Source organism: Streptomyces sp. NBC_01525, assembly GCF_045040405.1.
Classification (GTDB): domain Bacteria; phylum Actinomycetota; class Actinomycetes; order Streptomycetales; family Streptomycetaceae; genus Streptomyces; species Streptomyces benahoarensis.
Genome location: NZ_CP109397.1, coordinates 6,978,006 through 7,003,269, shown reverse-complemented (window position 1 = coordinate 7,003,269; position 25,264 = coordinate 6,978,006). Strand labels below are relative to the sequence as shown.

At 70.9% G+C, this 25,264-nt stretch carries 26 protein-coding genes and 2 pseudogenes; 21 read left to right on the top strand and 7 right to left on the bottom strand.

Annotated features, from left to right (window positions below; genetic code table 11):
* The first annotated feature begins 1 nt into the window (after position 1).
* Positions 2-139, top strand: coding sequence for a hypothetical protein (locus tag OG422_RS30340; RefSeq protein WP_405747478.1), 138 nt, complete (start codon positions 2-4; stop codon positions 137-139).
* Between the two features lie 525 nt (positions 140-664).
* Here the strand turns inward: OG422_RS30340 and OG422_RS30335 are convergent.
* From OG422_RS30335 to OG422_RS30325, 3 genes are all read right to left on the bottom strand, one after another.
* Positions 665-1,363, bottom strand: coding sequence for a helix-turn-helix domain-containing protein (locus OG422_RS30335; protein WP_405747477.1), 699 nt, complete (start codon positions 1,361-1,363; stop codon positions 665-667).
* 316 nt (positions 1,364-1,679) lie between these two features.
* Complete coding sequence (locus OG422_RS30330) at positions 1,680-1,952, bottom strand: DUF1918 domain-containing protein (RefSeq protein ID WP_251076446.1); 273 nt, start codon at positions 1,950-1,952, stop codon at positions 1,680-1,682.
* A 292-nt stretch (positions 1,953-2,244) separates the two neighbouring features.
* On the bottom strand, positions 2,245-3,126 hold the full coding sequence (locus tag OG422_RS30325) for a universal stress protein (protein WP_143940286.1): 882 nt from the start codon (positions 3,124-3,126) through the stop codon (positions 2,245-2,247).
* A 430-nt stretch (positions 3,127-3,556) separates the two neighbouring features.
* Here OG422_RS30325 and OG422_RS30320 point away from each other — a divergent pair, with 430 nt between their 5' ends.
* Complete coding sequence (locus tag OG422_RS30320) at positions 3,557-3,985, top strand: VOC family protein (RefSeq protein ID WP_405747474.1); 429 nt, start codon at positions 3,557-3,559, stop codon at positions 3,983-3,985.
* A gap of 30 nt (positions 3,986-4,015) precedes the next feature.
* Here the strand turns inward: OG422_RS30320 and OG422_RS30315 are convergent.
* Together OG422_RS30315 and OG422_RS30310 are read right to left on the bottom strand one after the other, a co-directional pair.
* Positions 4,016-4,168, bottom strand: a pseudogene (locus tag OG422_RS30315) (IS5/IS1182 family transposase); the annotation flags it as partial.
* Between the two features lie 20 nt (positions 4,169-4,188).
* Positions 4,189-4,572, bottom strand: a pseudogene (locus OG422_RS30310) (IS5/IS1182 family transposase); the annotation flags it as partial.
* Positions 4,573-4,781: 209 nt separating this feature from the next.
* Here OG422_RS30310 and OG422_RS30305 point away from each other — a divergent pair.
* From OG422_RS30305 to OG422_RS30225, 17 genes are all read left to right on the top strand, one after another.
* A complete protein-coding gene (locus tag OG422_RS30305; protein WP_405747473.1) occupies positions 4,782-5,555 on the top strand; it encodes an HAD family hydrolase in 774 nt (257 codons plus the stop codon).
* A gap of 236 nt (positions 5,556-5,791) precedes the next feature.
* Positions 5,792-6,580 carry an AfsA-related hotdog domain-containing protein gene (locus tag OG422_RS30300; RefSeq protein WP_405747471.1) on the top strand — a complete coding sequence of 263 codons (789 nt, stop codon included), beginning with the start codon at positions 5,792-5,794 and terminating at the stop codon, positions 6,578-6,580.
* 49 nt (positions 6,581-6,629) lie between these two features.
* The gene (locus OG422_RS30295) at positions 6,630-7,259 is read left to right on the top strand and encodes a hypothetical protein (protein WP_405747469.1); all 630 of its coding nucleotides are present in this window, start codon (positions 6,630-6,632) and stop codon (positions 7,257-7,259) included.
* Positions 7,256-8,104: a hypothetical protein gene (locus OG422_RS30290; protein WP_405747468.1), complete on the top strand. Its 849-nt coding sequence runs from the start codon at positions 7,256-7,258 to the stop codon at positions 8,102-8,104. The genes OG422_RS30295 and OG422_RS30290 overlap by 4 nt, the downstream gene beginning before the upstream one ends.
* Positions 8,105-8,422: 318 nt before the next feature.
* Positions 8,423-9,493 (top strand): 3-oxoacyl-ACP synthase III family protein, encoded by a 1,071-nt coding sequence (locus tag OG422_RS30285; protein WP_143940293.1) that lies wholly within the window; start codon positions 8,423-8,425, stop codon positions 9,491-9,493.
* A gap of 2 nt (positions 9,494-9,495) precedes the next feature.
* Positions 9,496-10,464 carry a zinc-binding dehydrogenase gene (locus OG422_RS30280; protein ID WP_143940294.1) on the top strand — a complete coding sequence of 323 codons (969 nt, stop codon included), beginning with the start codon at positions 9,496-9,498 and terminating at the stop codon, positions 10,462-10,464.
* A gap of 240 nt (positions 10,465-10,704) precedes the next feature.
* Positions 10,705-10,959 (top strand): acyl carrier protein, encoded by a 255-nt coding sequence (locus OG422_RS30275; RefSeq protein WP_143940295.1) that lies wholly within the window; start codon positions 10,705-10,707, stop codon positions 10,957-10,959.
* Positions 10,960-10,971: 12 nt separating this feature from the next.
* Positions 10,972-11,952 (top strand): beta-ketoacyl-ACP synthase III, encoded by a 981-nt coding sequence (locus tag OG422_RS30270; protein WP_405747466.1) that lies wholly within the window; start codon positions 10,972-10,974, stop codon positions 11,950-11,952.
* Positions 11,949-12,710, top strand: coding sequence for an SDR family NAD(P)-dependent oxidoreductase (locus OG422_RS30265; protein ID WP_405747464.1), 762 nt, complete (start codon positions 11,949-11,951; stop codon positions 12,708-12,710). The genes OG422_RS30270 and OG422_RS30265 overlap by 4 nt, the downstream gene beginning before the upstream one ends.
* A gap of 38 nt (positions 12,711-12,748) precedes the next feature.
* A complete protein-coding gene (locus OG422_RS30260; RefSeq protein ID WP_143940298.1) occupies positions 12,749-13,522 on the top strand; it encodes an SDR family NAD(P)-dependent oxidoreductase in 774 nt (257 codons plus the stop codon).
* 50 nt (positions 13,523-13,572) lie between these two features.
* The gene (locus OG422_RS30255) at positions 13,573-14,331 is read left to right on the top strand and encodes an SDR family NAD(P)-dependent oxidoreductase (RefSeq protein ID WP_143940299.1); all 759 of its coding nucleotides are present in this window, start codon (positions 13,573-13,575) and stop codon (positions 14,329-14,331) included.
* 119 nt (positions 14,332-14,450) lie between these two features.
* Positions 14,451-14,933, top strand: coding sequence for a MarR family winged helix-turn-helix transcriptional regulator (locus OG422_RS30250; protein ID WP_405747461.1), 483 nt, complete (start codon positions 14,451-14,453; stop codon positions 14,931-14,933).
* On the top strand, positions 14,930-16,330 hold the full coding sequence (locus OG422_RS30245; RefSeq protein WP_405747459.1) for an MFS transporter: 1,401 nt from the start codon (positions 14,930-14,932) through the stop codon (positions 16,328-16,330). The genes OG422_RS30250 and OG422_RS30245 overlap by 4 nt, the downstream gene beginning before the upstream one ends.
* A gap of 135 nt (positions 16,331-16,465) precedes the next feature.
* Positions 16,466-17,083 (top strand): cysteine hydrolase, encoded by a 618-nt coding sequence (locus tag OG422_RS30240; RefSeq protein WP_405747457.1) that lies wholly within the window; start codon positions 16,466-16,468, stop codon positions 17,081-17,083.
* 287 nt (positions 17,084-17,370) lie between these two features.
* On the top strand, positions 17,371-17,949 hold the full coding sequence (locus OG422_RS30235) for a hypothetical protein (protein ID WP_405747455.1): 579 nt from the start codon (positions 17,371-17,373) through the stop codon (positions 17,947-17,949).
* Between the two features lie 222 nt (positions 17,950-18,171).
* Positions 18,172-18,393 carry a hypothetical protein gene (locus OG422_RS30230; protein ID WP_143940303.1) on the top strand — a complete coding sequence of 74 codons (222 nt, stop codon included), beginning with the start codon at positions 18,172-18,174 and terminating at the stop codon, positions 18,391-18,393.
* A gap of 127 nt (positions 18,394-18,520) precedes the next feature.
* On the top strand, positions 18,521-19,150 hold the full coding sequence (locus OG422_RS30225) for a TetR/AcrR family transcriptional regulator (RefSeq protein WP_405747453.1): 630 nt from the start codon (positions 18,521-18,523) through the stop codon (positions 19,148-19,150).
* 125 nt (positions 19,151-19,275) lie between these two features.
* On the opposite strand, the gene OG422_RS30220 is transcribed toward OG422_RS30225, so the two are convergent.
* Entirely contained in the window at positions 19,276-20,709 is a 1,434-nt protein-coding gene (locus tag OG422_RS30220; RefSeq protein ID WP_405747451.1) for an MATE family efflux transporter, read from the bottom strand.
* 18 nt (positions 20,710-20,727) lie between these two features.
* On the bottom strand, positions 20,728-21,348 hold the full coding sequence (locus OG422_RS30215) for an L-threonylcarbamoyladenylate synthase (protein WP_143940305.1): 621 nt from the start codon (positions 21,346-21,348) through the stop codon (positions 20,728-20,730).
* Between the two features lie 258 nt (positions 21,349-21,606).
* Here OG422_RS30215 and OG422_RS30210 point away from each other — a divergent pair, with 258 nt between their 5' ends.
* Positions 21,607-22,365, top strand: coding sequence for a uracil-DNA glycosylase (locus OG422_RS30210; RefSeq protein WP_143940306.1), 759 nt, complete (start codon positions 21,607-21,609; stop codon positions 22,363-22,365).
* 273 nt (positions 22,366-22,638) lie between these two features.
* The gene (locus tag OG422_RS30205) at positions 22,639-25,236 is read left to right on the top strand and encodes an ATP-dependent Clp protease ATP-binding subunit (RefSeq protein WP_405747449.1); all 2,598 of its coding nucleotides are present in this window, start codon (positions 22,639-22,641) and stop codon (positions 25,234-25,236) included.
* Positions 25,237-25,264 lie beyond the last annotated feature (28 nt).

Genomic DNA, 25,264 nt, shown 5'->3' with positions numbered 1-25,264 from the left:
TGTGGCGACCCTCCACGGCGCACACGGCGCACTGGCCGACCGGACGCTCGTGCCGCTGCTGGCCTGCGCCGTGCGGGACGTGGAAGGGGTCGTCGATGTCCGGATGGATCCCGGCATCATCGGTGAAGAAGCCCCGTGAGGAGACGCCGCCCCACGGCTCGGCCACGTCCGCAGGGAAGGGAAGAGGCTGTGCCTGCGTTCCACCTTGTCTCCGGTCATTGTTCCGCTCCTGGTGTGTAGGGCTGTGTACCGTCGCGGAGCCAGGTCCGGCCCCGTGGCCCGCGGGCCACGGTCAGCGGCAGATTTCCTCGACGAAGTGGCAGGTCCTCCGCGGTCGCGCCGCTGCGGACGGCCACCTCGGGCGACGCCCGGCCGGTTTCCCCGGCGAGTCGCTCGTAGGCGGCGGGCACGGCGGCGCGGTGGCCGGGGGCGGCTGCTGACCCTGGTGTGCTGCATGGTGTGCACGCGGGCGGCCGCGGATGACGGACCGCGGCCCTTCTCGTATCCCACCGTGCCTCCCGCCACCGGGAGCACCCCGGTGCCGAAGAGGCCGCCGGCCGGGGCCGGTCGTCCGGGTGCGGCCGGATCGGAAGGTCCCGTAGGGAGTGCCGTCCGTCCCCGGCGAACGGCTCGGTCCGGGCGCGGTGGGCGAGGCGCGTACGCCTCAGGACTCGCGTCGGGTCGGCGTGCCGGGCGCTCCCTCCACCAGGACGCGCCGACCGGTGACCCGGTGCGGGGCGAGCATCACGAGCTGGTCCTGCCCGCCCCCGGCCCAGGGAGCCGAGTGCGCGGCGTCGCGGAGCTTCTCGGTCGCGGCCCGGTCCCTCCCCGTCCGCACAGCGCCGACGAGCAGAACGCTCCAGCCCTGGCTGAAGGCTTCGTCCAGCCGGTCCTCCTCGAAGGCGATCTCGGCGCCGGAGCCCGCGGCCTGCGCGAGCGGCGAGTCCGTCGCGGTCAGGAAGGCGATCTCACCTTCCACGACCCGGTAGTTCACGGGGAAGATCTCCGTCCCGTTCCGGCCGGTGACGGCGACTCGGCCGATGCCGTGGTCATCGAGGAGCTCCCAGCATCCCGTCTCGTCGATCTCGACCATCCGCGCGTGGCCGCCCGCCGCGGATCCGCCGACCGGCAGGTCCGCGGTGTACCCGGTGAGATCCTGGACGGTGGTCTCCAGGGCGTTCGCGATCCGGACCAGGAATTCCACTCTGGGCGTGCACACGCGTTCCTCGAGGTCGGCGACGTAGCCGGGCGTGGCCCCGGCCCGCGTGGCCACCTCCTCCTGGGACAGTCCGAGCCGGGCGCGCCTGGCCTCGATCCGACGGCCGAGGTCGGTCATGTGGTGCCGGTGGGCCGCTGTGCTCATCACAGGTCTCCTTCGGTGGTGGCCGAGCGCCGCTGGGGGCGACGGCGAGCGGGCAGGAGCACGGCCGGCCACGAGAGACCGACGGAGCCGAGCAGCGGACCGGCCGGCGCACCTCGCCCACGGCCCCCGAGACCAGGAGCATGGCGTCCTGTCCCGCGCCGTACGGCTTCGTCGACGGCCCACGCCACGGCCGCCGGGCTCGCGTCGGAACCGTCGACGCCCACCACGGATCGGGCACGCGACGGCGCCGTTCGGCCCTCGCGTCCGGACACGACGGCAGGGACCGATCCGTGGTGGCGGGCGCGCGGCCGCGGGGTCACCGCCGCCGTGGTGCGGCGGACTGCCTCCCGGTCGGCGGGAAGTGCTGGACGTGCGCGTCCGGCCCTGGGAACACCAGGGTGACCCGGTCCGTGTCCGACCAGCGGACGTCATAGGGCGGGGTGCCATCGGTGTGGTGCAGTCCGACGATCTCGCCGTCACGCCCTTCGTCTCCGACGGTGGCACCGCCCACGATCAGCCGGTCGCCTACGCGCGCCCACACGCCCGCGCGGGGCTCGTCGAGGAGGTGTTCCGTCCGGGGCCCGGCCATAGCTGTCTCCTCCCGGGTTGCGCGACCGGCCGCCCGTGCTTCCGTGACCGGCCCCTCCACCGTGCCGTCCTGTCGGCCGCTCCGGCAGGGGCCGAACAGTCCTGTATCGGGACCATTCGGCGCTGCCCCCGGGCGCAGGGACGTGCCCGGGGCCGGGTCGGCAAGGCCCGCCACACCGCCTCCGGGCCGGGCCCCGTCGCGCCGCGCACGGCGCGGGGAAGCTGCTCGCGGACGGTCCGCGTCCGGGGCGCCGGGGTGCGTCACAGGCCCACGAGGACCGGGAGGACGCGCCCTACAGGTCGGGGACCACGGCCACCGGAGCCGGGCAGTGGTGGAGGACGGCATGGGCGACGTGCCCGATGTGCGGCACGTGCGGCCACCGTGTACGGCGGTGTCTGCCGATGACGAGGAGCGCGGCGTGCGCCGAGGCTTCCAGCAGGTGCTGCGCCGGTCGCCCGACGCGCGCCTGCTCGGTGACGTGCACCGCCGGGTACCGCTCCCGCCAGGGTCCGAGCATCTCGTCCACCACTGCCCTCTCCCCCACGGGCCCCCGGCCACCCGGGCCGGCACCGGGTCCCCCGCCGTCCCGGTGGTGCGGGAGCGGGGTCCAGCCGTGCATCACGAGCAACGGGGCGGTGCGCAGCGCCGCGGCCTCGAAGGCGAAGCCGACCACTTCGTCGCAGGGCCGGCTGAGGTCCAGTCCGAGGACCACGGCACCGAGGTCGTCGGCCGCAGCCGGTGGCCACTGCTCTTCCCGGTCGCCGGCCCGGACGAGCACGACGGGACGTTCCGCGTGCGCGACGGTGGCCATACCGACCGAGCCGAGCAGAAAACCCGCGGCCCCGCTCACACCGGCGGTGCCGATCACCAGCAGTTCGGCGTCCGTGGCCGCGCCGCACAGCACCTCCGGCGGCGGGCCGATGACACGTTCCGCCGTGATCTCCAGCCCCGGGTGGCGTCGCCGCAAGCGGTCGGTGACCTCATGTGGCACGCCCTCCGACCACCGGCGTGCGGCCTCCGGTCCCTCCGGCGGGGCGTAGGCATAGGGCTGCCATTCCCAGGCGTGCACGAGCCACAGCGGCACGTCCCTCAGCAGCGCTTCGCGGGCGGCCCAGTCCGCGGCTGCGAGACCGGCCGGTGCTCCGTTCACCCCCGCGGCCACGGGACGTTTCATTCCCGCCTCCTGGAGACACGCGGACGCCGCACCGCCTCACGCGCCCTTGAACCCCTGTTCGTCCGGTACGGCATGCCGGGTTCCTTCCGCTACGACGGACACCTTGAGCATCTCCCGGCAGACGCCCGCGCCGGTATGGGTCGCTCGGCCCCTTGGTGCGCCACCCGGCCCGGCCGGGTGGTCTGCCGTGACGCTCGGGTCAGCTGTGCGGAACTACGGTGAGCAGGGCCAGCGAACAGGACACAGGCGGGCACCCACCGGGACGGGAAGAGCCGGTCCGGCACCCAGCCCACGGCGATCGGCGCGGGGCCGCGCGAACTCGGCGACGGCGCACGGGAATTCCCGGACCACCCGGACGCGGGCGGGCACACTGCGGGGCGGCCGGCAGTCGGCCGCTGACCTTACGTGTCCGCGCTGTTATGGTGCGCCGATGTCCTCGATCAAGCAGTTCCAGGTCACCTTCGACTGCGCAGAACCTGAGCGCGTCGCTCGCTTTTGGTGCGAGGTGTTGGGGTACGTCGTACCGCCGCCCCCCAAGGGGTTCACCACCTGGGGCGCTTTCGATCGCTCTCTGCCGCCCGAGCGGCAGGGATCAGCGTTCGCCTGCATTGATCCCTCAGGCGTCGGCCCGCGACTGCTCTTCCTGCGCGTTCCCGAAGGCAAGGTCGTCAAGAACCGGGTGCATCTCGATGTGCGGGTCGGCACCGGGCTCGTGGGGGAAGAGCGCCTCGCCACACTTGAGGCCGAATGCACACGGCTGGTCGCGCTCGGCGCGGTACGCGTGCGACTCCTTGCCGACGACAACGATTCGTGCATCGTGATGCAGGACATCGAGGGCAACGAGTTCTGCCTCGACTGAGCATCCTCCGGGACGGCGAGGTAAACCGCGTGAGGTGTTGCGCTCTCCCCTCCGAGCAGGCAGTTCGGCCTGGCCGCGTTCGCGGCGGTGCGGGATGACCAGGCCGGTGCCCCGGTAGCCGCCGTCCGCGATGGCCGTGGTCCCGCCAACGGCGGCCTTCGCACCGGACCGTTCCCACGCTTTGATCGTCGACGAGCTCAGAGGTGATCGGCCACCATCGGCTTCAGGACTTCGCTGTCGTGTGTGTGAGAGGCGGAAACGCCGACAGCCGGAGGCAGTCCGTTCGCGTCCGGCGGTACGTGCGTCCCGGAGGCCGGCTCACCCCGGTTCACGGGGCTCGGACCTGTGAGTTCACCCCCCTTTTTCCGTGTTCAGGTGGGCGGAGCCGGGTACCACGCGCGCGACATCGAGCAGGCCGACCTCGTCCAGCCGGTGCAGGATCTCCTCGTGGAGCCGGCCCTACGGGCCGACCCGCGGCCAGATCACGAATCGCCGGTGGGGCGTCGGCTTCACCGTCCCGAAGCACCGCGACAGAGCCCGCCGGACGCACCGCCCACCTGTGCGAAGACGATCGCCGCGAACGTTTCCCGTCGGTCCCCGCGAGTTGCCCGGGACTTACCGGCAACGGTGGTACGTGGCACGGTCTCGACTTTTGAAGCTGGCCGAAACGTAAGCTGCGTCGGCTCCTGTGATGCCTGAGACTGAAGGGACACGACATCGCACTGCGGTGATGCATTCACCAAGGGGATTCATTCCGGCCCCGGTGGATTCGCGTCGCCGGACGGAGGCAAGCGCCGTGAGTGACGGATCTGGATTATCACCGGAATTCAAACATGAGGAAGGCGCCGAGAAGAAACGGCGTCAGGGGGGAGAAAGTCGGCGGTCGGCGGCATTCTTCGATGTTGACGAAACGCTCATCACGGCAAAAAGCATGTTTGAATTCCTGCGCCACTGGCTGGCCCGGAACGGGGACGACGGCACTCTGTACCGGCAAAGAGCCGACGCGCTACGCCAGATGGCCGAACGGGTGCCCCGCGAGGAGGGCAACCGTGCCTACTACACGAACTTCGCGGGCGTTCCGGCCGCCGGGCTCATCGACGCCGGCCGGGACTGGTACGCCGCTTATCGAAGAGGGCCGGACGCATTCGTCACGGCGACCGCCCGCGCACTCGTTCGTCACCAGGCCGCGGGCGACCGCATCGTACTGGTCTCGGGCGGCTTCGCGGCGTGTCTGAGACCGCTCGCCGACGACTTCGCAGTGGACCTGACGCTGTGCTCGGATCCGCTGATCGCCGATGACGGAACGTTCACCGGCGAGGTCGGAACGGCGATGATCGGCAAGGCCAAGGCCGTCGCCGTCGCCCAGGCGATCGCCGAGTTCGGCCTCTCGGCAGCGGACTGCTGGGCGTACGGGGATCACTCCAGCGATCTCGCCATGCTGTCCTCGGTGGGGAACCCGGTGGCCATCGGCGACGACCCGGTTCTGTGCGGATACGTCCGAAGCCAAGGCGGGAGCATTCTGCCGACGACCGGCGGGCGACGGGACGAATGCAGGAGATCAGACGCCTGAGCAAACCCCCTCCGTGCAGGGGGAGAAGAGTGACCAAGACGTGAATATCACGCACCGCCCCATGAGAGGCGCACACCTTCGCCGCCCATGACGTCCTGTCGGGGGCAGGCTGGAATCGGGCCTCATTGGTGCCGCCGGAGCACCCTTGCGGCCTCTCCCTGAATTCAGTGGCGCACACCATGTAAGGGCGCATGAGTGAGGACGCCTGCCAGTCATGTGATGAATGGAATTCTCGCATGCCAGAAAGCAAAACGACCACGTTATTCATCGTCGGCGACCGTTTCGACGCATTTGCCGACCAGACATCGGCCGTTACCGTCTCCCGGTTCATCGACCGGCTGCGGGCCGGCGTGTACCGGAGCACGGCCGACAGCAACGCCCTGGTCCTCGCCGAGGGGCAGGGGGTCACCGCATACGACTGGGACCGCATCCAGGAGGAGTTGACACGCTGCGGCTCGCCCGAGCGCACCGTGATCGAACGAAGCCCACGGGGACGGCCCGGCAATCACACCGAGACGCACAAACACCGCGAGAGCAATGTGCTCATCGCGGGGCTGACCCGGCACTCCGAGACGTCCTTCCGGGCCTCCCTGCGGCTCCACAACGATCAAGAGATGCAGCTTGATCACCAGGCGAGCCATGTGCAGGGCATGGTCGTGCTCGAAGCCGCGCGGCAGATGTACGTCGCCGTGTGCGAGCGCTACCACACCTGCCGCTGGCCGGAACACCGCTACAGCCATGTGTTCGACCGTCTGGAGACCAGTTTCCGCAACTTTCTGTTCCCGTTGGAGGCCAGCATCGATGGCGAGGTCCTCCAGGCGGACCTGAGCGATCCCGATCTGCTGGTGTTCGACATCGAGGTCACGTTCCGGCAGGCCGCCCTGCACGCCGCCACCGTGCGCATGACAGGTACGGCGCTGCCCAGCGCGGTGATGGCGCACAAGGAGCGCCGCGGTGCCGTGCGGGCCGTGCGGCACGCGCTCAAGCGTGTTCCCGCGCCACCCGAGCTCGCGGTCGCCGAGTGAACCGACGGACGCAACCAGCAACCCATTGCCGTGGAAGGGAACGCGTGCGATGACTTCCCCCCTGCTTCTGGTGACAGAGGTACCCGTCGAGCGAGAAGCTTCCCAGGAGGCACTCGCCGTCTGGCAGGACCGCACGCACGCTGCCGCGGGCCGCGGCAGCGTGCTTTACGAGAGCACGGAGGCGCCGGCCGTCCTGGAGCTGACCCCCTTGGCCGGACTCGCCGATCTCGCCGCCCTGACCGACCGCTGGCGTGACCTGCGCGGAGCGCTGGCCCCCCTGTCCACGGGCGATGTCCGCCGCCAGGTGCTGGAGTTCGTGGGAGCGCCGAAGCCCGCGGCGGATGAGCTGCCGGACACGCCGTACATCCAGCTGCGCCACGTCGAGGTCAAGCCTCCGGTGTACGAGGAGTACCTGTCCTGGCGGCAGGGGACCATCTTCGCCGAGGTCCTCAAGTCCGAGCGGATCGAGACGTTCCTCGCGTACCACTCCCTGCTGAGCACGGAGCCCGGAGTCATGTTCGTCTCGGGGTTCTCCTGCCCGCCGCAGGAGTACCTTCCGACGTTCGCCTCGGAGCGCTACGCGGAGATCGCCCGGCAGGCGCATCCCCGGTTCGTCACCGACGAGGGGCTCTACACGCGGATCTACCGTCGAGTGTCCGGCGGGGAGGGCGCGCGATGACTCGTTCCCGGTCGTACGAGCTGAGCATGACGACCCAGGGCCCGCTCTACCCACCGAGCGAAGTGATGAACACCGACGGGCACTTCGTGGTGATCGGTGGGATCAACCGGGCCCTCCCCGGCGGCGAGGTGAAGGCCGAGTGGGGAAGCGCGCTCGTCGCCGCCGACAGTGTTCTCCCGCCCTTCGGTGAGAACGCGCCGTACCGGATCATCCGGGAGCTGACACCCGAACTCTCCGCGAAAGACAGGGAGATGGTTCTCTGTACCTTGCCGCTGCCCCTGCCGTGCTCGAACTACACGGCCGTGATGGCCCCGGAGCAGCAGCCCGATCCGTTCGCCGTGGTGCGTCCGAGCTACCCGTTCCACCAGGTCCCCATCCCGGACCTCCAGCCCGAGGACGGACCCAAGGTGACCGAACCGGTGACGCTGGGACAGTGGATCAAGGCGAGCGGAAACCTGACCGTGACGCTGGCGGAACAGGACACCGCGGCGGACTTCCACGGTGAGTTCCACGGGCTCATCCCGAACAGCCTCTACACCGTCATGGCCATCCGGCGCCGTGATCTCGATCCGGACGGCCCGTCGCATCCCAGCCCGTTCGGCGTCCCCAACGTCTTCGTCGCCGACGAGGAGGGCAACGGCAGTTACCACGCCAGGCTTCCCCACCCCTTCCCGGCGCCCGACTCCGCGGCGGCCGGGAACCGGATCGTCAACTTCGTCGTGCTCTGGATGAGTTACCAGATGAACTACGGCGGCGCCGTGGGACACCACGGCCTGGGCTCGGACATCCACGCTCAGCTGCGGCTTCCCGGACCGGGGTTCGGCGAGTTCGTCACCCACGCCTGACGGCGGACCGGAAGCACCCCGATACGGGATTCCCCACCCGGCTCCCGCACATCGGGCGCTGTGCACTCCCGTACGCGTGTGCCGCACGCCGGCCCCCGGGCGCGGAGCCGTCGGTCCCGTACGGCTGCCCGGGGGTTCCGGCGCCCCTGCCGCACGCGAGCCGCGGCAACGACGCACCGCACCGATGCCAAGACGGCGACGAAACCCCCGGCAGCCGTCGCCGCCATCCGGATGCGTCGGAATTCCCCCTGGGTCCCGCCAGGGAAAAAGACGGCCCTTCGCCGCCTCGCCACCCAACTGACAGATCGGAGTTCCACCATGCCGCACGGCTTGATTCCGGCAACACGAGATATTCCCGATAAAGACCAGGCCCCCCGGCCGTTGAATGCCGCGGCCGGACTCAAACGCCCCGTCGGGATTCGCTCGACCGGGCTCTATGTGCCGCCACGCGTGGTCACCAATGAGGAGCTGACCCGGACGCTCGATACGTCCGACGCCTGGATCACCACGCGTACCGGCATCAAAGAGCGGCGCTTCCTGGAACCCGGCATGGCCACCTCGGACATGAGCACCGAGGCGGCCCGGCAGGCGCTGTCCCGCGGCGGCGTCGACCCGGCCGAGCTGGACGCCATTGTCCTGACGACCTTCACCCCGGACCAGCCGCTGCCGTCCACCGCCCTGATGGTCAAACAGGCGCTGGGCGCGCATCGCGCCATTCCGCTCGATCTCACCCAGGCAGCCTGCGCCGGTGGGATATACGCGCTGCTCGTCGCCGCCCACCTCCTGCAGAACGACTCCTACTCCCACGTCCTGGTCATCGGCGCCGATGCCGGATCGCGTGCCACGGACCCGCAGGACCGCGGTACCCGCGTCTTCCTCGGTGACGCCGCCGGGGCCGTGCTGCTCGGCCCCGGGGCCCCCGGCTTCGGGCTGCTGTCCTGGGACACCGGCGACGAGCTCTCCTACGACGTGGAGATACCCGCGGGCGGCTCCCGCCTGCCCACCAGCCAGGCGACCGCCGACGGCCGTGGCCAGTACCTGAAAATGCTGGGCAAATCCGTGTGGAACATGGCCACCGGCCGGTTGCCGGACAGCATCCGGCAGACGGCGCTGCGCGCAGGGGTCGAACTGGACGAGGTGCGGTACTTCCTGCTGCACCAGGCGAACCTCAACATCATCAACGAGGCGATGCAGAGTCTCGGGGTGCCCGCCGAACGCGCGCCCACGACCGTCGGCCGGTTCGGCAACACGGCCGCGGCCAGCATGTTCACGGTACTGCACGAAACCATGGAGAACGGGGTCCGGCACGGCGACCACCTCATCATGTCCGGGATCGGCGCCGGCTTCCTGTGGGGGTCGGCCTGCTTCCGGTACGACGGGCGGGAGTGAGCATGCTCGCCGTGTCGGCCATACGTACCGACGCCGGAGACCCGCTCGGCTGCCTGGATGTCGGCGAACGGGCCGAGCCCACGGCCGTCGACGGCTGGACGACCGTGTCGGTCCGCGCATCCGCTCTGAACCGGCACGACCTGTGGACGCTGCGCGGCGTCGGCCCGCCGTTCCAGCGCATACCGATCATTCTGGGCTCGGACGCGGCCGGAGTGGACGAGGACGGCAACTCCGTCATCGTCCACTCGGTCATCGGGGACCGTGCGAACCGCCGCGGGGAGGAGGATTCCGACCCGCACTGGTCCGTGCTCGGCGAGCGGCACGACGGAACGTTCGCGGAACGGGTGGCCGTTCCCCGGCGCAACCTCGTGCCCAAGCCTGCGGGCATGTCCTTCGAGGACGCCGCGTGTCTTCCCGGGGCCTGGCTGACGGCTTACCGCATGCTCTTCGACCGGGCGGCGCTGGAACCCGGCGGTACCGTCCTGGTCCAGGGCGCGGGCGGCGGGGTCTCGACCGCCCTGATCGTCCTGGGGTCGGCCGCCGGGTACCGCGTCTGGGTGACGAGCCGCAGCGCGGGGCGCCGCAAACAGGCCGAGGCCCTCGGCGCCGAGGCCGCCTTTCCACCCGGCGCGCGGCTGCCGGTCCGGGTCGACGCCGTGATGGAGACGGTGGGCGAGGCCACCTGGGAGCACTCGTTGCGGAGCGTCCGTGACGGTGGCCGCATCGTGGTCAGCGGCGCGACCACCGGAGCGTTGCCGCCCGCGGGGCTGACACACGTCTTCTTCCGCCAACTGACCATCGCCGGCTGCACTCTCGGCACCCGGGACCAGCTGGCGCGGCTCTCCCGCTTCTGCGCGCGGAACCGGCTCGCCCCGGTCATCGACCGTGTGCTTCCGCTGTCCCGGGCCCGCGAGGGCTTCCGGGCCATGTCCGACGGTTCGGTCTTCGGGAAAGTCGTCTTCGCCTCATGAGACGGATGGTCCGGAAAGCCGACTGAAAGGGGGCCGGCCCACTCGTTGCACAGAAATCGCGGCACCGCCGCTCGCGCATTCAACGGACGCCTTTCCCTTCGGGAACGGGTTATTCGGCATGCGATAAAAGATCGCTCAATGCGCTGCGAGCAGGGCTTGACGGTCAATTATTCACCGGTATAGCTTCACTTTCGAAAGCCATGTCGCCCATCGAATCCAATTCAAGGAGCGTGACTTTTCATGGCAGTTCCCTCCCTTACCAAGAAAGCCGTCGAAGGGTTCGTTGTCGATGTGCTGGAGAAACTCGGCATCGATCGGGAGCAGATCACACTTGACGCGTCGTTCGACGACTTAGGCGTGGACTCGCTCCATGTAACAGAGCTGGGGCAGGCGGTCAACAGGGAATTCGACATCCAGGTGCACGCTGCGGACCTGGAGGATACCCAGAGCCTCCGGGAGGCGCTGGGTGCCATTTACGTGAAAGCCGGCCTCTAGGACAAGGTACCCATGACCGTCACACTTGCCGGTGCCGGAGCGGCGCTGCCCGAGCGGGTATTGAGCAACCACGACTTCGTTCACCTCGACACCTCCGACGAGTGGATCGTCCAGCGCACCGGCATCCGGGAACGCCGCCGGCTGGCCACGGACGCGAGCCTCGCGGAGCTGGCCACGGACGCCTGCGCGCAGGCACTGTCGGACGCGGGCGTCGCCCCGCGCGACATCCGGCATGTGGTCGTGGCCACCTCCACGGCCGACCGGATCAGCCCGGGTATGGCCGTCGAGGTCGCGACCCGGCTGGGCATCGACCGGCCGGCCGCCTTCGACGTCGGCGCGGGCTGCTCCGGGTTCCTGTACGCACTGGACCACGCGATCGCGGTGATCGAATCGGGACGGTCCGAGCATGTCCTCGTCTGCGGCGCCGAGGCGCTTTCCCGCATCACCGACCACACCGACCGCAATACCGCGGTGCTGCTCGGAGACGGAGCGGGCGCGGTCGTCGTGTCGAAGGCGAGCGGCAGCCTGCGACCGGCCTTCGCGCTCGGCTCCGACGGCACGCAGATCGAACTCCTCTACGTGGGGCAGGACCGGTTGCTGCGCATGCGCGGGCGGGAGATCTTCGAAAACGCCGTGGACCTGATGGCCGGGCACACCCAGCTGGTGCTCGAACAGTGCGGCCTCGGCCCGGACGATCTCGATCTCTTCGTCGCCCACCAGGCCAACTCCCGTATCGTCCAGGCCGTCAGGCGTCGGCTCGGCGTCTCCGCCGACCGGGTGTTCCTCAACGTCGACAAGGTCGCCAACACCTCCTCCGCCTCCATACCGCTGGCCCTCGCACACGCGAACGAACAGCGACTGCTGCACCCCGGTGCCGTGCTGGGGCTCACGGCCTTCGGCGCGGGGCTCTCCTGGGGCGCCGGGATCATCACCTGGAAGAGCCCGGCGGTGCACGGCGTGGACGAGCTGCCCGTCAGCGGGGGCGAGAGGTGAAGATCTCGGGCAGCGTCGCGCTGGTCACCGGTGGTACCTCCGGTCTCGGTCTGGCCACCGCGGAGAGATTCCTTGAGGCCGGCGCCCGCGTCGTCATCGTGAGTCCGACGCGGGACAAGGGCCGGGCCGCCGCCGAACGGCTCGGCAGCGGAGCCGTCTTCGTCGCCGCCGATGTCAGCAGCGAAGAGGACATCGACGCCGCGCTCGACGCCGCGCAGGAGCTGGGCACGCTGCGCACCGTCGTGAACTGCGCCGGCGTCAGCAACGCCGTCAAGACCGTGGGCAGCCGCGGCGCGTTCCCGCTGGCGGAATTCGCTGACGTCATCCGGGTCAACCTGATCGGCACGTTCAACGTCATCCGGCTCTTCGCCCAGCGCGTGGGCCAGGCCGACGAAGTGGACGGCGAGCGCGGCGTCGTGGTCAACACCGCCTCCATCGCCGCCTTCGACGGCCTGATGGGCCAGGCCGCCTACGCCGCCTCCAAGGGCGGCATCGTCGGCTTGACGCTGCCCGTCGCCCGCGATCTCGCCGCCCTGAAGATCCGCGTGGTCACCATCGCTCCCGGACTGTTCCACACTCCGATGCTCGCGGCCGTACCCGCGGCGGCCCGCGCCGACCTCGGCTCCCGGACTCCGCATCCCGCCCGGCTCGGCGACCCGAGTGAGTACGCGGAGCTGGCGCTGCACATCGTGGCGAACCCCATGCTGAACGGCGAAACCATCCGTCTCGACGGAGCCATCCGCATGGCTCCGTGCTGAAGCACCGTCCTGATGACTCAGAAAGGCACGGTCCCGATATGACCGGGAAAGACGGCATTCTGTCCGGCAAGGTGAGCCTGATCACCGGCTCCAGCAGCGGCATCGGCGCAGCCGCGGCGCGGGTGTTCGCGCGCGAGGGCTCCGCTGTCGTACTGACCGCGCGCCGTGAGGACCGCCTGGCGGCTCTGGTCAAGGAGCTGCGGCAGGCGGGGGCGGACGCGGAGTACGTGGTGGCGGACGTGATCCGGGCCGATGACATGCGGCGTGCCGTGGAATTCACCGTGGAACGCTTCGGCCGGCTCGATGCGGCGTTCAACAACGCCGGCTACGCAGTCGGCCGCACGCCGTTGCACCTGATGGACGACGAGGTGTACGACCCCATCATGGACACCAACGTCCGAGGGCTCTTCAACTGCCTGCGGCCCGAGATCTCGACGATGCTGGAGAGCGGGAACGGTGGCGCGATCGTCAACACCAGCAGCGTCGGCGGGCTGGTGGCGTCACCGGTCGCGGCCCCGTACGTCGCCTCCAAGCACGCGGTCATCGGGCTGACCAAGGCCGCCGCCGCGGAGTACGGCGGCCAGGGAATCCGGGTCAACGCCATAGCCCCCGGCACCACACGCAGCGAGCTGGTGGAGGAGTGGTACGCCCAGAACCCCGAGATCGAGAAGGAGCTGCACCGGACGACGCCCCAGCCGCGTACGGCGGAGCCCGAGGAGACCGCCGAGGCGGCCGCGTGGCTGTGCAGTGACCGCAGTTCCTATGTCACCGGCGCGACCCTGCCGGTCGACGGCGGCTTCACCGCGCTGTAGCCGCCTGCGCGCGCTCCTGTTCACCCTCCCGTCAGACAAAGGAGAATGTCGTGGTTGGTCGCCTCGAAGGAAGCGTGGCGGTGGTCACCGGCGCGGGGTCCGGCATCGGCAGAGCGATCGCCGAGCGGTTCGCGGCGGAGGGCGCCACGGTCTCCGTCTGGGATCTGGACGAGAAGGACGCCGCCGGTACGGTCGATGCGCTGACGGAACGCGGTGCGAAGTCCGCGGCATGCGCGGTCGACGTCGCCGACGGAGCATCGGTCGGCCGGGCCGCCGAGCGATCTCTGGCCGCGTTCGGGCGGGTGGACATCCTGGTCAACAACGCGGGCGTCTTCGACTATTACGCGCCGGTACTCGACACGAGCGAAGAGCAGTGGGACCGCATCCTGGGCGTCAACCTCAAGGGGATGTTCCTCGTCACCAAGTCGCTGCTGCCCGCACTCCTCGACGGCGGCGGAACGGTCGTCAACACCTCCTCGATCTCCGGAGTGGTGGCGGGCGGCGGCGGGATCGCCTACACGTCGTCCAAGCACGGCGTGATCGGGTTCACCAGGCAACTGGCCGCCGACTACGGCAAACAGGGGGTGCGGGCCAACGCGATTCTGCCCGGAGCCGTGGAGACACCGATGACGAGGCCGATCCTTGAGCAGGGGGACGCCGCCATCCTGGAAACCGTCCGGAGCGTGCCCGCCCAACGGCACGCGCAGCCGGCGGAGATCGCGAACCTCGCACTGTTCCTCGCGAGCGACGAATCCTCGTTCGTGCACGGCTCCAGCTACGTCATCGACGGGGGCTGGACCGCCCTCTGACCGCGGCACCGGCGACTTCGGGGGCCGCACTGCCACCGCGCAAAAAAATGGACAGGTAGCCTGCGGAGATATACTGTGCAGGCTACCTGTTCACTTGGCGAAGTGGTGATGACGGACCAATGGATCTGGCAGCGTTGGCCATGGACCTGGATTTCGCGATGCGGCTGCTGCGCGGTCGCATCCGGGCGGAGTCGGGTGTGGATGCCGAAGGGTTGTCGCGTCCCCAACTGACAGCGCTGTACCGGGTGGTGCGCGAGGGGCCGATCACCACGAGCGAACTGGCCGCCTTGGAGTACATGCGGCCCCAGTCGATGGCGCAGACGCTGGCGGGGCTGGAGAAGGCCGGTCTGGTGCAGCGCAGCCCCGACCCGACCGACGGCCGCAGAATACTGCTCTCCGGTACGGAGCCTGGCAGTGAACTGGTCACCGATCTGCTGGGTCTGCACGCCCGTTGGCTCAGTGCGGCGATCGCGGAAGAGCTGGCCCCCGAGGAACAAGAGGAGCTGGCAGGGGCCGTGAAGCTGATCGGCCGACTCGTCGACAGCACCGTCGGCCCGGTCGTGAGCACGCGCCGCAGGGGCGCCCATGGGGGTGCGCGGTGAGCAGCGAGTTAACCCGCGACAAGGCAGCGGCAGCAGACGGCTCGGCGCGGACGCCGGGGTGGCGTCTGGTCGCCCCGCTGCTGGTGGGATCGGCCCTGAACCCCATCAACAGCTCCATTCTGGCGACGGCGCTGGTGCCCATCGCCCGGTCGCTCGGGGTGAACATCGCGGCGACCGCGGTGCTGGTGTCGTCGCTGTATCTCGCCAGTGCGATCGCCCAGCCCACCATGGGCAGGCTGGCCGAGCGGTTCGGTCCGCGGCGGGTGTTCCTCGCCGGCCTGAGCCTGGTCGGCGCGGGCGGCATCCTGGGAACCCTGGCCCCGAATCTGACGACGCTGACCGTGGCCCGGGTGCTGCTCGGGATCGGCACGGCCGGTGGCTACCCCACGGCGATGATGATCGTGTGGCGGTTCGCCGAGCGCCATCCGGAGGTGAAGGTCGGTGGCACGCTGGGCGCGCTGTCGGCCGCCGGGCTGGTGACCGCGGCCGTGGGGCTGCCGATCGGCGGCGCGCTGGTGGCAGTGGCGGACTGGCGGGCGACGTTTCTCGTCAACGTGCCGATGGCGCTGATCGGCATCGTGATGACCCTCTGCTGGGTTCCGGCCGACGACCGCTCCGGCACCCGCGCTGCGGCGTCGTTGCTCAGCGAGCTGGACCCCCCGGGCATGGTGCTGTTCGCCTCCACGGTCACCTGCATGCTGCTGTTCTGCGGCGACCTGGCCCACCCGGACTGGCTGCTGCTGGCCGCGACCCTCCTGTTGGCGGTCGCGCTCGTGCTCTGGGAGCGCAGGGCCCGGCTGCCCTTCATCGATGTGCGGATGCTCGCCCGGAACCGGCCGTTGAGCATGACCTATCTGCGCGTCGGGGCCACCCTGTTGATTCCGTACTGCATTCTCTACGGCCTGTCCCAGTGGCTGGCGGAGAGCCGGGGGATGTCGGCGATCACGGTCAGTCTCCTGTTGCTGCCCATGTCGTTCCTGGCCTCGGTGGTCACCATCCCCTTCTCGCGCCGGCAACTCGTACGCGGCCCGCTGATCGCCGCAGCGGCCGCGGCGCTGGTCGGGTCGCTGGCGATGGTGAGGTTCAGCCATGGCACTCCCGTAGCCGTGATTGCGGCGGTGACGCTGGTGTTCGGAGTGACGACCGGCCTGGGCTCCGTGGGCAACCAGACCGTGCTCTTCGCGCAGTCCCCCGCCGAACAGGTCGGCGTGGCCTCGGGGCTGCTGCGCACCTCCACCAACCTCGGCGCCATCATGTCCGCCAGCCTGGTGAGTCTGGCGCTCGGCAACACCGCCGGCGACGCGGGTCTGCACGTCCTGGGACTGGCCCTGGCCGGGCTCGCCACACTGCTGTTGCTGGCCACCGTCTTCGACAGGCTGCCGGCGCACACCCGTTGACCCGGGTGCGGATCACCGCCCTCGCTTCGGCGGTGGCCGTCACCCCTGCCCCGCCCGGCGGGCAGCTTCTTTCGGGCCCGCGCCCGATGCCGGGACTGTTGTACACCGTGAGAATGACCGAAAGGAAAGACCACGATGACGGACGCCATCACCTTTGTGCCGAGCCGCACGGCCTTGCTGCTCATGGATGTGCAGGCGGGCATCCTCGGCCTCCTCTCCGACCCTTCCGAGTTGGTGCAGCGGGCCAAGCAGGCCAAGCAGGCGGCCACGGCCGCGGGTATCCAGGTTGTATATGTGCGGGTCGCTTTCACCGAGGAGGACTACAAGGGCATCTCGGAGAACAACAAGACCTTCACCCCCGTGGCCGAGAACCACCTCTTCGCGGAGGGTTCTCCCGAGACCGTCATCGCTCCCGAGATCCAGCCCGGGCCGAACGACAAGGTCTTCACCAAGACCCGGACCGGCGCGTTCAGCACAACGCAACTCGACGATTTCCTGTGCGAGCGCGGGATCGACACCCTGGTTCTGGCCGGGGTCAGCACCACCGGAGTCATACTGTCCACCGTCCGCGACGCGGCCGACCGTGACCACCGGGTGGTCGTGCTCTCGGACGTCTGCGCCGACCCCGACGCGGCCGCCCATCGCACGCTGCTCGAATCGGTCTTCCCCTCGCAGGCCGACCTTCTCGACGGCAAGTCCTTCGCCGACAGCCTGGTCGCGGGCCACGCGGACGGAGTCGGCTCGGCGGAGTGACCGACCCGCGTCCCCGGCCGTGGTCGATGAACCCGGAACTCGGCACCGCACGAGAAGCGGGAGTTCGCCTCCGCCACGGGCCGGAGGACGCGGCTCGGACACGTGACGCCGGCCGGGGGCCACACGGTCCCCGGCCGGCCCCCACTCGTCGGACAGCGTCGCGCCACGCCCTCCCACAGGGATCGCTCTCGCCACCGTCGGCCTGGCAGCGGCCCGCCTGGGGACCACGCGGAGCATGCAGGGCACGGCCGTCGGGCGGTGGCACCCAACTACCGTGGAGGCGCCGCATGGCGATCCGGATCAGGATCGGTGACTACGAGCGGGTGACCGACGACGCACTGGACCGGCACTCGGTCGGCTACTTCCCCCGCATGACCGAGAGCGAGGCATGGGAAGCCGGACGGGGAGTATGGCGCTTGGACCTGCGGATGGTCAGGCGCGAGCGGTACGCCCTCATCGTGGGCGAAGGCCGGGTGAGGGCGATCGCCGAGATCAGCGACGTGACCGTACACGGGACCGACCGGGGCCGGAAGAAGGCGCTGTGGGGCACACTCCTGACGGCCGGGCACCCGATCTACGACCACTACGTCAACCAGATCGATCCGCTGCGCAACGATTCGCGCAACAGCGTCGCCTACGGAGACCTGCCGGAGGAAGTACGGCTGCGGGCCCGGCACTGCGCGTGCGGCTGCGGGCAGCCCACGGAGCAGAACTTCGTCCCCGGCCACGCGCTGCGTGCCATCCAGGCACGGATACGTGAGCACTTCGGCGGCTCGGCGCTCTCCTTCCTCGCCTGGCTGGACAACGAGCTTCCGGCCGAGGAGCCGCAAGCCGAGGTGTTCACCGCCGACAGGGCCAGAACCTGAGAGCAACGTCCGGGCGACGATCGCTCGGCACACAACCGTCGCGCACGCCGACTCCCGCTCCGCTGCGGACCTGTCGGCTCCGGGCATCCCGGCCTCGACCGGAACACCGCCAAGGCCGTGTCCTGCATGGCCGGCGCGAACGGACTGCCCTTACACGTCGGACTCTCCACGGGCGACGCCTACCGCGGTCAGGCGCCGAAGCCGATGCCGTCCCCTTTCCCCATGGGTGACGAAACCGGCCGCTCCGCGTCCGTCCGTGGCTCCCGGATCGCCGTCCTCGACGTGGGCGTACGAGGGCGCTCGACGTGCCATGCCCGGGCGGTCGGTGAGCGAGTCAGCCGCATCGATATCGTCGAGTCGGTCGAACGTTCGGTGACCGGAGTGACCGGCGGTCGGACGCACTCGTCGTCGGCGGTGAACTCCGCGCAGGTACGCCACTGTTGACGTCCGTGAACCGGAGTGCGCCGACCACGCTTGCTTCGTGTCACTTAGCGACATAGCGTCGCATGGCGACACCGTAGCGGAAGGGTGGCGAGGTGCCTTGGTGACGGAGAGACGTAGCGGAGGGGGGATGAGTGAGGCGCGGCGGGCGCGGTTGCGGCTGGAGATCTCCCGGGAGGCGGCACGGCTGTTCTGGGAACAGGGAGTGGCCGCGACGAGCGGGGACCAGATCGCGGCGGCGGTCGGTCTTTCGACCCGCACGATCTGGCGGCATTTCCGCAGCAAGGAGAGTTGCGCCGAGCCGATCGTCCTCCAGGGCACGGTCACGCTGATGAGCGTGTTGCGCGACTGGCCCCGGGAGCGGTCCCTTGAGGAGCACCTGGATGCGGAACTGGTCAGGTTCCGTGACGAGGGGCCGCCCGTCGGTCTTGCCGACGAGAGGCTGGGAAGGAAGATGATCCGGCTCGCCGACACCGAACCGGCGCTGCGCACCGCGTGGTTGATGGCGTGCGATCAGCTGGAGCGGCAGCTGGCGGCGGTCATCGCCGGCCGCCTGGAGCGTCCCGCCGGTGATCTGGAGGTGCGGATGCACGCCGCGGCCGCCGCCGCGGTGGTGCGGGTGCTGGACGAGCACATCGGCGCCGCCCTCCTCGCCGACGCCGACACCACGGAGTTCGAGGACACAGCGGCCGCCTCCCGGCGCTACGCCCAGGCCATCCGGGAGGCGACCGGCGGCGCCATCGGCGATCCCATCACCTGAGCCGTCCGCGACGTCCCGCGGTGACTGCTGTACGAGCAGGACGGCGACGGCGACGAGAACCGGCACAGTGGGACGCCGAAACGGGGCGCGGCCGCCTGGTCGCCACGTCGATGCCGACGGCAGCATCAGACGTGCTGGACCTCGCCCTCGCCCTCGTCGTTCCGCTCCGGTGCGGGCTCCGCGCCGGCGAGGTGGTTCTCGCCGGTGGCCACGGCGCGCCGGATGCGGCGGAAGTAGACGAAGCCCATCACCCCCTCGTACAGCGAGTAGACGGCCCAGATGAGCGTCAGGACGCCGGAGTTGCCGCGGTGGGTCAGGGCGAGGGCGAGGAGGGTGGGGACGCTCAGTACCCAGACGACGCCGATCCGGGTGAGCAGGACGAAGCGGGTCAGGCCGAAGCTCTCCAGGACGGCGCCGCCGACCATCGAGAACAGGAACGCCACCGCGTACATCCACAGCACCCGCGACGCCCCGACCGCGGTGTCCGTCGTCGCCGCGTCGGCGCCGTCGAGGCCGAACGGGGAGAGCAGCAGCGTCGGCAGGAAGACCTGGAAGAAGGCGATGACCAGGACGTACGCGAAGCCGACGGCGAGGGTTGCACGGAGGGCGGGCGGGACGCGGGCGTGCTGGTTCTCGCCGACGGCGTTGCCGGTCAGGACGGAGCAGCCGACGCCCAGGCCGATCAGCGGGATGATCGCCACGTAGTTGAGGGACAGGGCGACGTTGTTGGCGGCGAGCGCGACGGGCCCGAGGAGGCCGGTGATCCATACGAAGGAGGTGTGGCCCAGCTCCTCCAGTCCGCTGGAGCCACCGGCCGGGGCGCCCTTGCGCAGCCGCCGCCCGATCAGCGCGGGCAGCTCCCGGGCGCCGCCCGCCACCAGCCGGGCGAAGCCCGCGTGGAAGGAGCGGGGCAGGCACATCAGGTAGCCCGCGAGCATCACGGAGACGGCGAGGAAGGTGGCGATGCCCGAGCCGCGCATGCCGAGTTCGGGCAGTCCGAAGGTGCCGAATACCAGGCCGATGTCCATGATCACGCCGACCCCCTGCCCGATGAGGCCGACGGCCATCGGGACGCGGGTGCGGCGGGTGCCGTGGAAGTACGACGCAAGCGCCGTGTTGACGGTCATCACCGCGCCGAACCGCACCGACCAGGCCAGGAACACCGATTCCAGCGCGGTGCTCGCGGCCGGGCGGTCGCTGAGCTCCGGGATGCGGACGATCAGCGGGGTGGCGAGCAGCAGCGCCGCGGCCAGCCCGAGAGCGAGGAGGATGCCGACGGCGCCCTCGTCGGCGGTCCCGTCGCGGTCGCCGCGGCCGTGGGCCTGGGCGACGTACGAGCGGGTGATACCGGCGATCCCGGTGACGAACATGATGAGCGTCATGCCGGTGAAGACAGCGGGACCCGAGGCCATGAGGGTGTCGTCCGAGTAGCGGGCCAGCGCGATGCGGTCGACCAGCATCATCACCAGGTTGCCGGCCATGCCGAACATCAACGGCAGCGACACCTGGACCACTTCGCGGGCGATGGACAGATCGCCCCAGGTCCGCGCCGCCCTCACGCCGCCGCTCCCCCGCCGCTACTCGAAGCGCCCCGGGTCCCCCGCGCCGTGGCGGACGATCTCCGGGGCGCCGCCGGAGAAGTCGATGACGGTGGTGGGTTCGGTGCCGCAGTCACCGGAGTCGACGACCGCGTCGAGGACGTGGTCGAGGCGTTCCTTGATCTCCCAGCCCTGGGTCAGCGGCTCGTCCTCGTCGGGCAGCAGCAGGGTGCTGGAGAGGATCGGCTCGCCCAACTCGTCGAGGAGCGCCTGGGCGACGGTGTGGTCGGGGATGCGGACGCCGACCGTCTTCTTCTTCGGGTGCTGGAGCTGGCGCGGCACCTCGCGGGTCGCCGGGAGGATGAAGGTGTAGCTGCCGGGCGTGGCCGCCTTGAGCGTGCGGAACACGTCGTTGTCGATCTGTACGAGCTGGCCCAGCTGCGCGAAGTCGCGGCAGACGAGGGTGAAGTGGTGCCGGTCGTCGAGCTGCCGGATCGACCGGATCCTGGCGACACCGTCCCGGCTCCCGATCCGGCACCCCAGCGCGAAGCAGGAGTCCGTCGGGTACGCGATGAGCCCGTCGGATCGGATCAGTTCGGCGACGCTGCCGAGGGTGCGGCGTTGGGGGTTGTCGGGATGCACATCGAAATACTTCGCCATCCGGCGAGTGTAAGGGCTGTCCCGTCATCCCTGGTGGGTCAGCGCACGGCGTCAGATGCGGTGCATCGCAAGGCGGAGGGACGTCCGGATACTGGGTGTATCCGGGCGTTCCGACAACGCGGCGAGGTGCCGTAGCTGTCGTCGTGCGCCCGCCAGGGATGACGGGACAGCCCTTAGGGGTGGGGGCGGGGCGTCGAGGCGCTGCGCCGAGCCGGATGCGGCGGGGCGCGAGGCGGGCGGCGGTCCTACGGTGTGGGGATGGACGAGGCCGAGGAGGACGCGGGGTTCCCGGCGTACCGGGCGGCGCGCTGTGCGAGCGTGGCGGAACTGGACGGCGCGGTGACCGGGTGCCGGGCCTGCCCGCGGCTGGTGGCGTGGCGGGAGGAGGTCGCGGCGGTGCGGCGGGCGGCGTTCCGGGACGAGGAGTACTGGGCGCGGCCGGTGCCGGGGTTCGGTCCGGCGGACGCGTCGCTGGCGGTGGTGGGGCTGGCACCGGCGGCGCACGGCGGGAACCGTACGGGGCGGATGTTCACCGGGGACGACGCCGGGGACTTCCTGTTCGCCGCGTTGCACGCCGCGGGACTCGCGTCGCAGTCGACGGCGACGCACCGCGCCGACGGGCTGGAGCTGTACGGCGTACGGATCACCGCGCCGGTGCACTGCGCGCCGCCGGGGAACCGGCCGACCCCGGCCGAGCGCGACACCTGCCGCCCGTGGCTGGCGGCGGAGCTGGCGCTGCTGGCGCCGGGGCTGCGGGCGGTGGTGGCGCTGGGGGCGTTCGGCTGGCAGGCGCTGCTGCCGGTGCTGGCCCGGGCGGGGTGGCTGCTGCCGCGGCCGCGGCCGGGGTTCCGGCACGGCGGGCTGGTGACGCTGCCCGGCGGGGAGGGCCGGGGCCCGCTGCACGTCCTGGGGTGCTACCACCCGAGCCGCCGCAACACCTTCACCGGGCGGCTGACCGCGCCGATGCTCACGGAGGTGCTGGAGCGGGGCGCCCGGCTGGCCGGTGGCGCGGGGTGAGCGGCCGGGCGGCTGCGGGCTCATGGCGGCCGGTTCCCCGGTGCGGCCGGCGGCCGGTGACGCGGCGGCCGGTTCCCGGGAGTCGCCGATGGGCGGTGGCCGCGGGTCGCGCGGTCCCCGCGCCGCGGCCCACGGCACCGTCCACATGCGGACCGCCCCGGTGGCCCTGATCCTGAAGCAGGGGCCGCCGTCCGGCGTGTGCGCGCCCGCGGTGGCCGGTAACGGATCCGACAGGCAGCCTGTCGCGGCACCGTGACAGCGGAACGGACACTGATGAGCGACGGATTCATGGGCCCGGAAGGCTTCGAACCGGACCCGTTCGGCGACTTCCTGGGACGCGTCTTCGGCCGTTCGGGCGGCTCCAGCCGGGCGCCGATGCAGGCGGACATCGCCCGGCTGATGAGCGCCGGGGCCCGCGATCTGGTGACCTCCGCGGCGACGTACGCGGCCGATCACGGCAGTACGGAGCTGAGCACCGAGCATCTGCTGCGGGCCGCGCTGGCCACGGAGCCCACCCGCAGTCTCGTACGGCAGTCCGGCGCGGACCCCGACGCGCTCGCCGCCAACATCGACCGCAGCGCGGGGACGGGGCCGCAGCAGTCCCGGGTGGCGGTGACCCCGGCGGTCAAGCGGGCGCTGCTGGGCGCGCACGACATGGCGCTGGGCGGCGGCGCGTCGTACATCGGGCCGGAGCACGTGCTGGAGGCGCTGGCGGCCAATCCGGACTCGGCTGCCGGGCGGATCCTGAACGTCTTCCGCATCGACGCCCAGCACGCCGAGCGGAACGCGGCCCCGGGCCATCCGCCGGTCCCGCCGGAGCCGGGCGCGCCGCCGCGGCACGAGACGCCGACGCTGGACAAGTACAGTCGCGATCTGACGGAGGTGGCGCGGGCCGGGCGGATCGATCCGGTGATCGGGCGCGAGGCGGAGATCGAGCAGACCATCGAGGTGCTGTCGCGGCGCGGCAAGAACAATCCGGTGCTGGTCGGCGACGCGGGCGTGGGCAAGACCGCGATCGTGGAGGGGCTGGCGCAGCGGATGGCCGACGGCGAGGTGCCGGAGACGCTGGCGGGGCGGCGGGTGGTGTCGCTCGACATGACGGGCGTGGTCGCCGGGACCCGCTACCGCGGCGATTTCGAGGAGCGGCTGAACGCCATCATCGAGGAGGTGCGGGCGCACTCCGACTCGTTGATCGTCTTCATCGACGAGCTGCACACCGTGGTGGGCGCGGGCGGCGGTTCGGACGGCGGCGGCATGGACGCGAGCAACATCCTCAAACCGGCGCTGGCCCGCGGTGAGCTGCACGTCATCGGCGCCACCACGCTGGAGGAGTACCGGCGGTACATCGAGAAGGACGCCGCGCTGGCCCGCCGCTTCCAGCCGCTGCTGGTGCCGGAGCCGGACGTGGCGGACGCGGTGGAGATCCTGCGGGGGCTCCAGGACCGTTACGAGGCGCATCACCAGGTGCGGTACACCGATGAGGCGCTGCGGGCGGCGGTGGAGCTGTCCGACCGGTATCTCACCGACCGGTTCCTGCCGGACAAGGCGATCGATCTGATCGACCAGGCGGGCGCCCGGGTCCGGCTGCGTTCGGGGACGAAGGCGGCGGGTGTGCGGGGGCTGGAGCGGGAGGTCGAGCAGCTGACGCGGGACAAGGACCAGACGGTGGCGGCGGAGCAGTACGAGCGCGCCACCGAGCTGCGGGACCGGATCGCCGAGCTCACCGAGCGGATCGGGGCGGGCACCGGGGAGGTGCCGGGCGACGGCCGGATCGTGGAGGTGACCGCGGCGGACGTCGCGGAGATCATCTCGCGGCACACGGGCATCCCGGTCAGCAATCTCACCGAGGAGGAGCGAGAGCGGCTGCTGGGTCTTGAGGAGCGGCTGCACGCGCGGGTGATCGGGCAGGACGACGCGGTGGCCGCGGTGGCGGAGGCGGTGCTGCGTTCGCGGGCGGGGCTGGCCGATCCGCAGCGGCCGATCGGCAGTTTCCTGTTCCTGGGGCCGACGGGCGTGGGCAAGACGGAGCTGGCGCGGGCGCTGGCGGAGGTGCTGTTCGGCAGCGAGGACCGGATGGTGCGGCTCGACATGAGCGAGTACCAGGAGCGGCACACGGTGAGCCGTCTGGTCGGGGCGCCGCCCGGGTACGTCGGCCACGAGGACGCGGGGCAGCTGACGGAGGCGGTGCGCCGCCATCCGTACGCGCTGGTGCTGCTGGACGAGGTGGAGAAGGCGCACCCCGATGTGTTCAACATGCTGTTGCAGGTGCTGGACGACGGGCATCTGACCGATGCGCAGGGCCGGACCGTCGACTTCAAGAACACGGTCATCGTGATGACCAGCAATCTGGGGTCGGAGGCGCTCAGCGGCGGCCGGGGCGCGCTCGGGTTCGGTCCGTCGGGCGGGGACGGCGACGACGGGGCGCGGGAGCGGGCGATGGCGGCGCTGCGGACGCACTTCCGGCCGGAGTTCCTGAACCGGCTCGACGAGATCATCGTGTTCCGGCAGCTCTCCGACGCGCAGCTGCGGGAGATCACCGCGCTGCTGCTGGACGCGACGAGCCGCCGGATGCGGGCGCAGGACATGACCATCGAGTTCTCGCCGGAGGCGGTCGACTGGCTGACCCGGCGCGGTCACCGGCCGGAGTACGGTGCGCGGCCGTTGCGGCGGACCATCCAGCGGGAGATCGACAACGCGCTGTCGCGGCTGGTGCTCGACGGGGCGCTCTCCCCCGGTGACCGGATCCGGGTGGAGATCGAGGACGACCGTCCGGCGTTCCGGACCACGCCCGGCGGGGAGCCCGCACCGGGTGCGCAGCCGCCGGGCGGCGCCACGGCGGACGGGAGCCCCGAGGGGCCGTCGGCCGGGTGAGGGGCCGGTGGCCGGGCGGTGCCAGAGG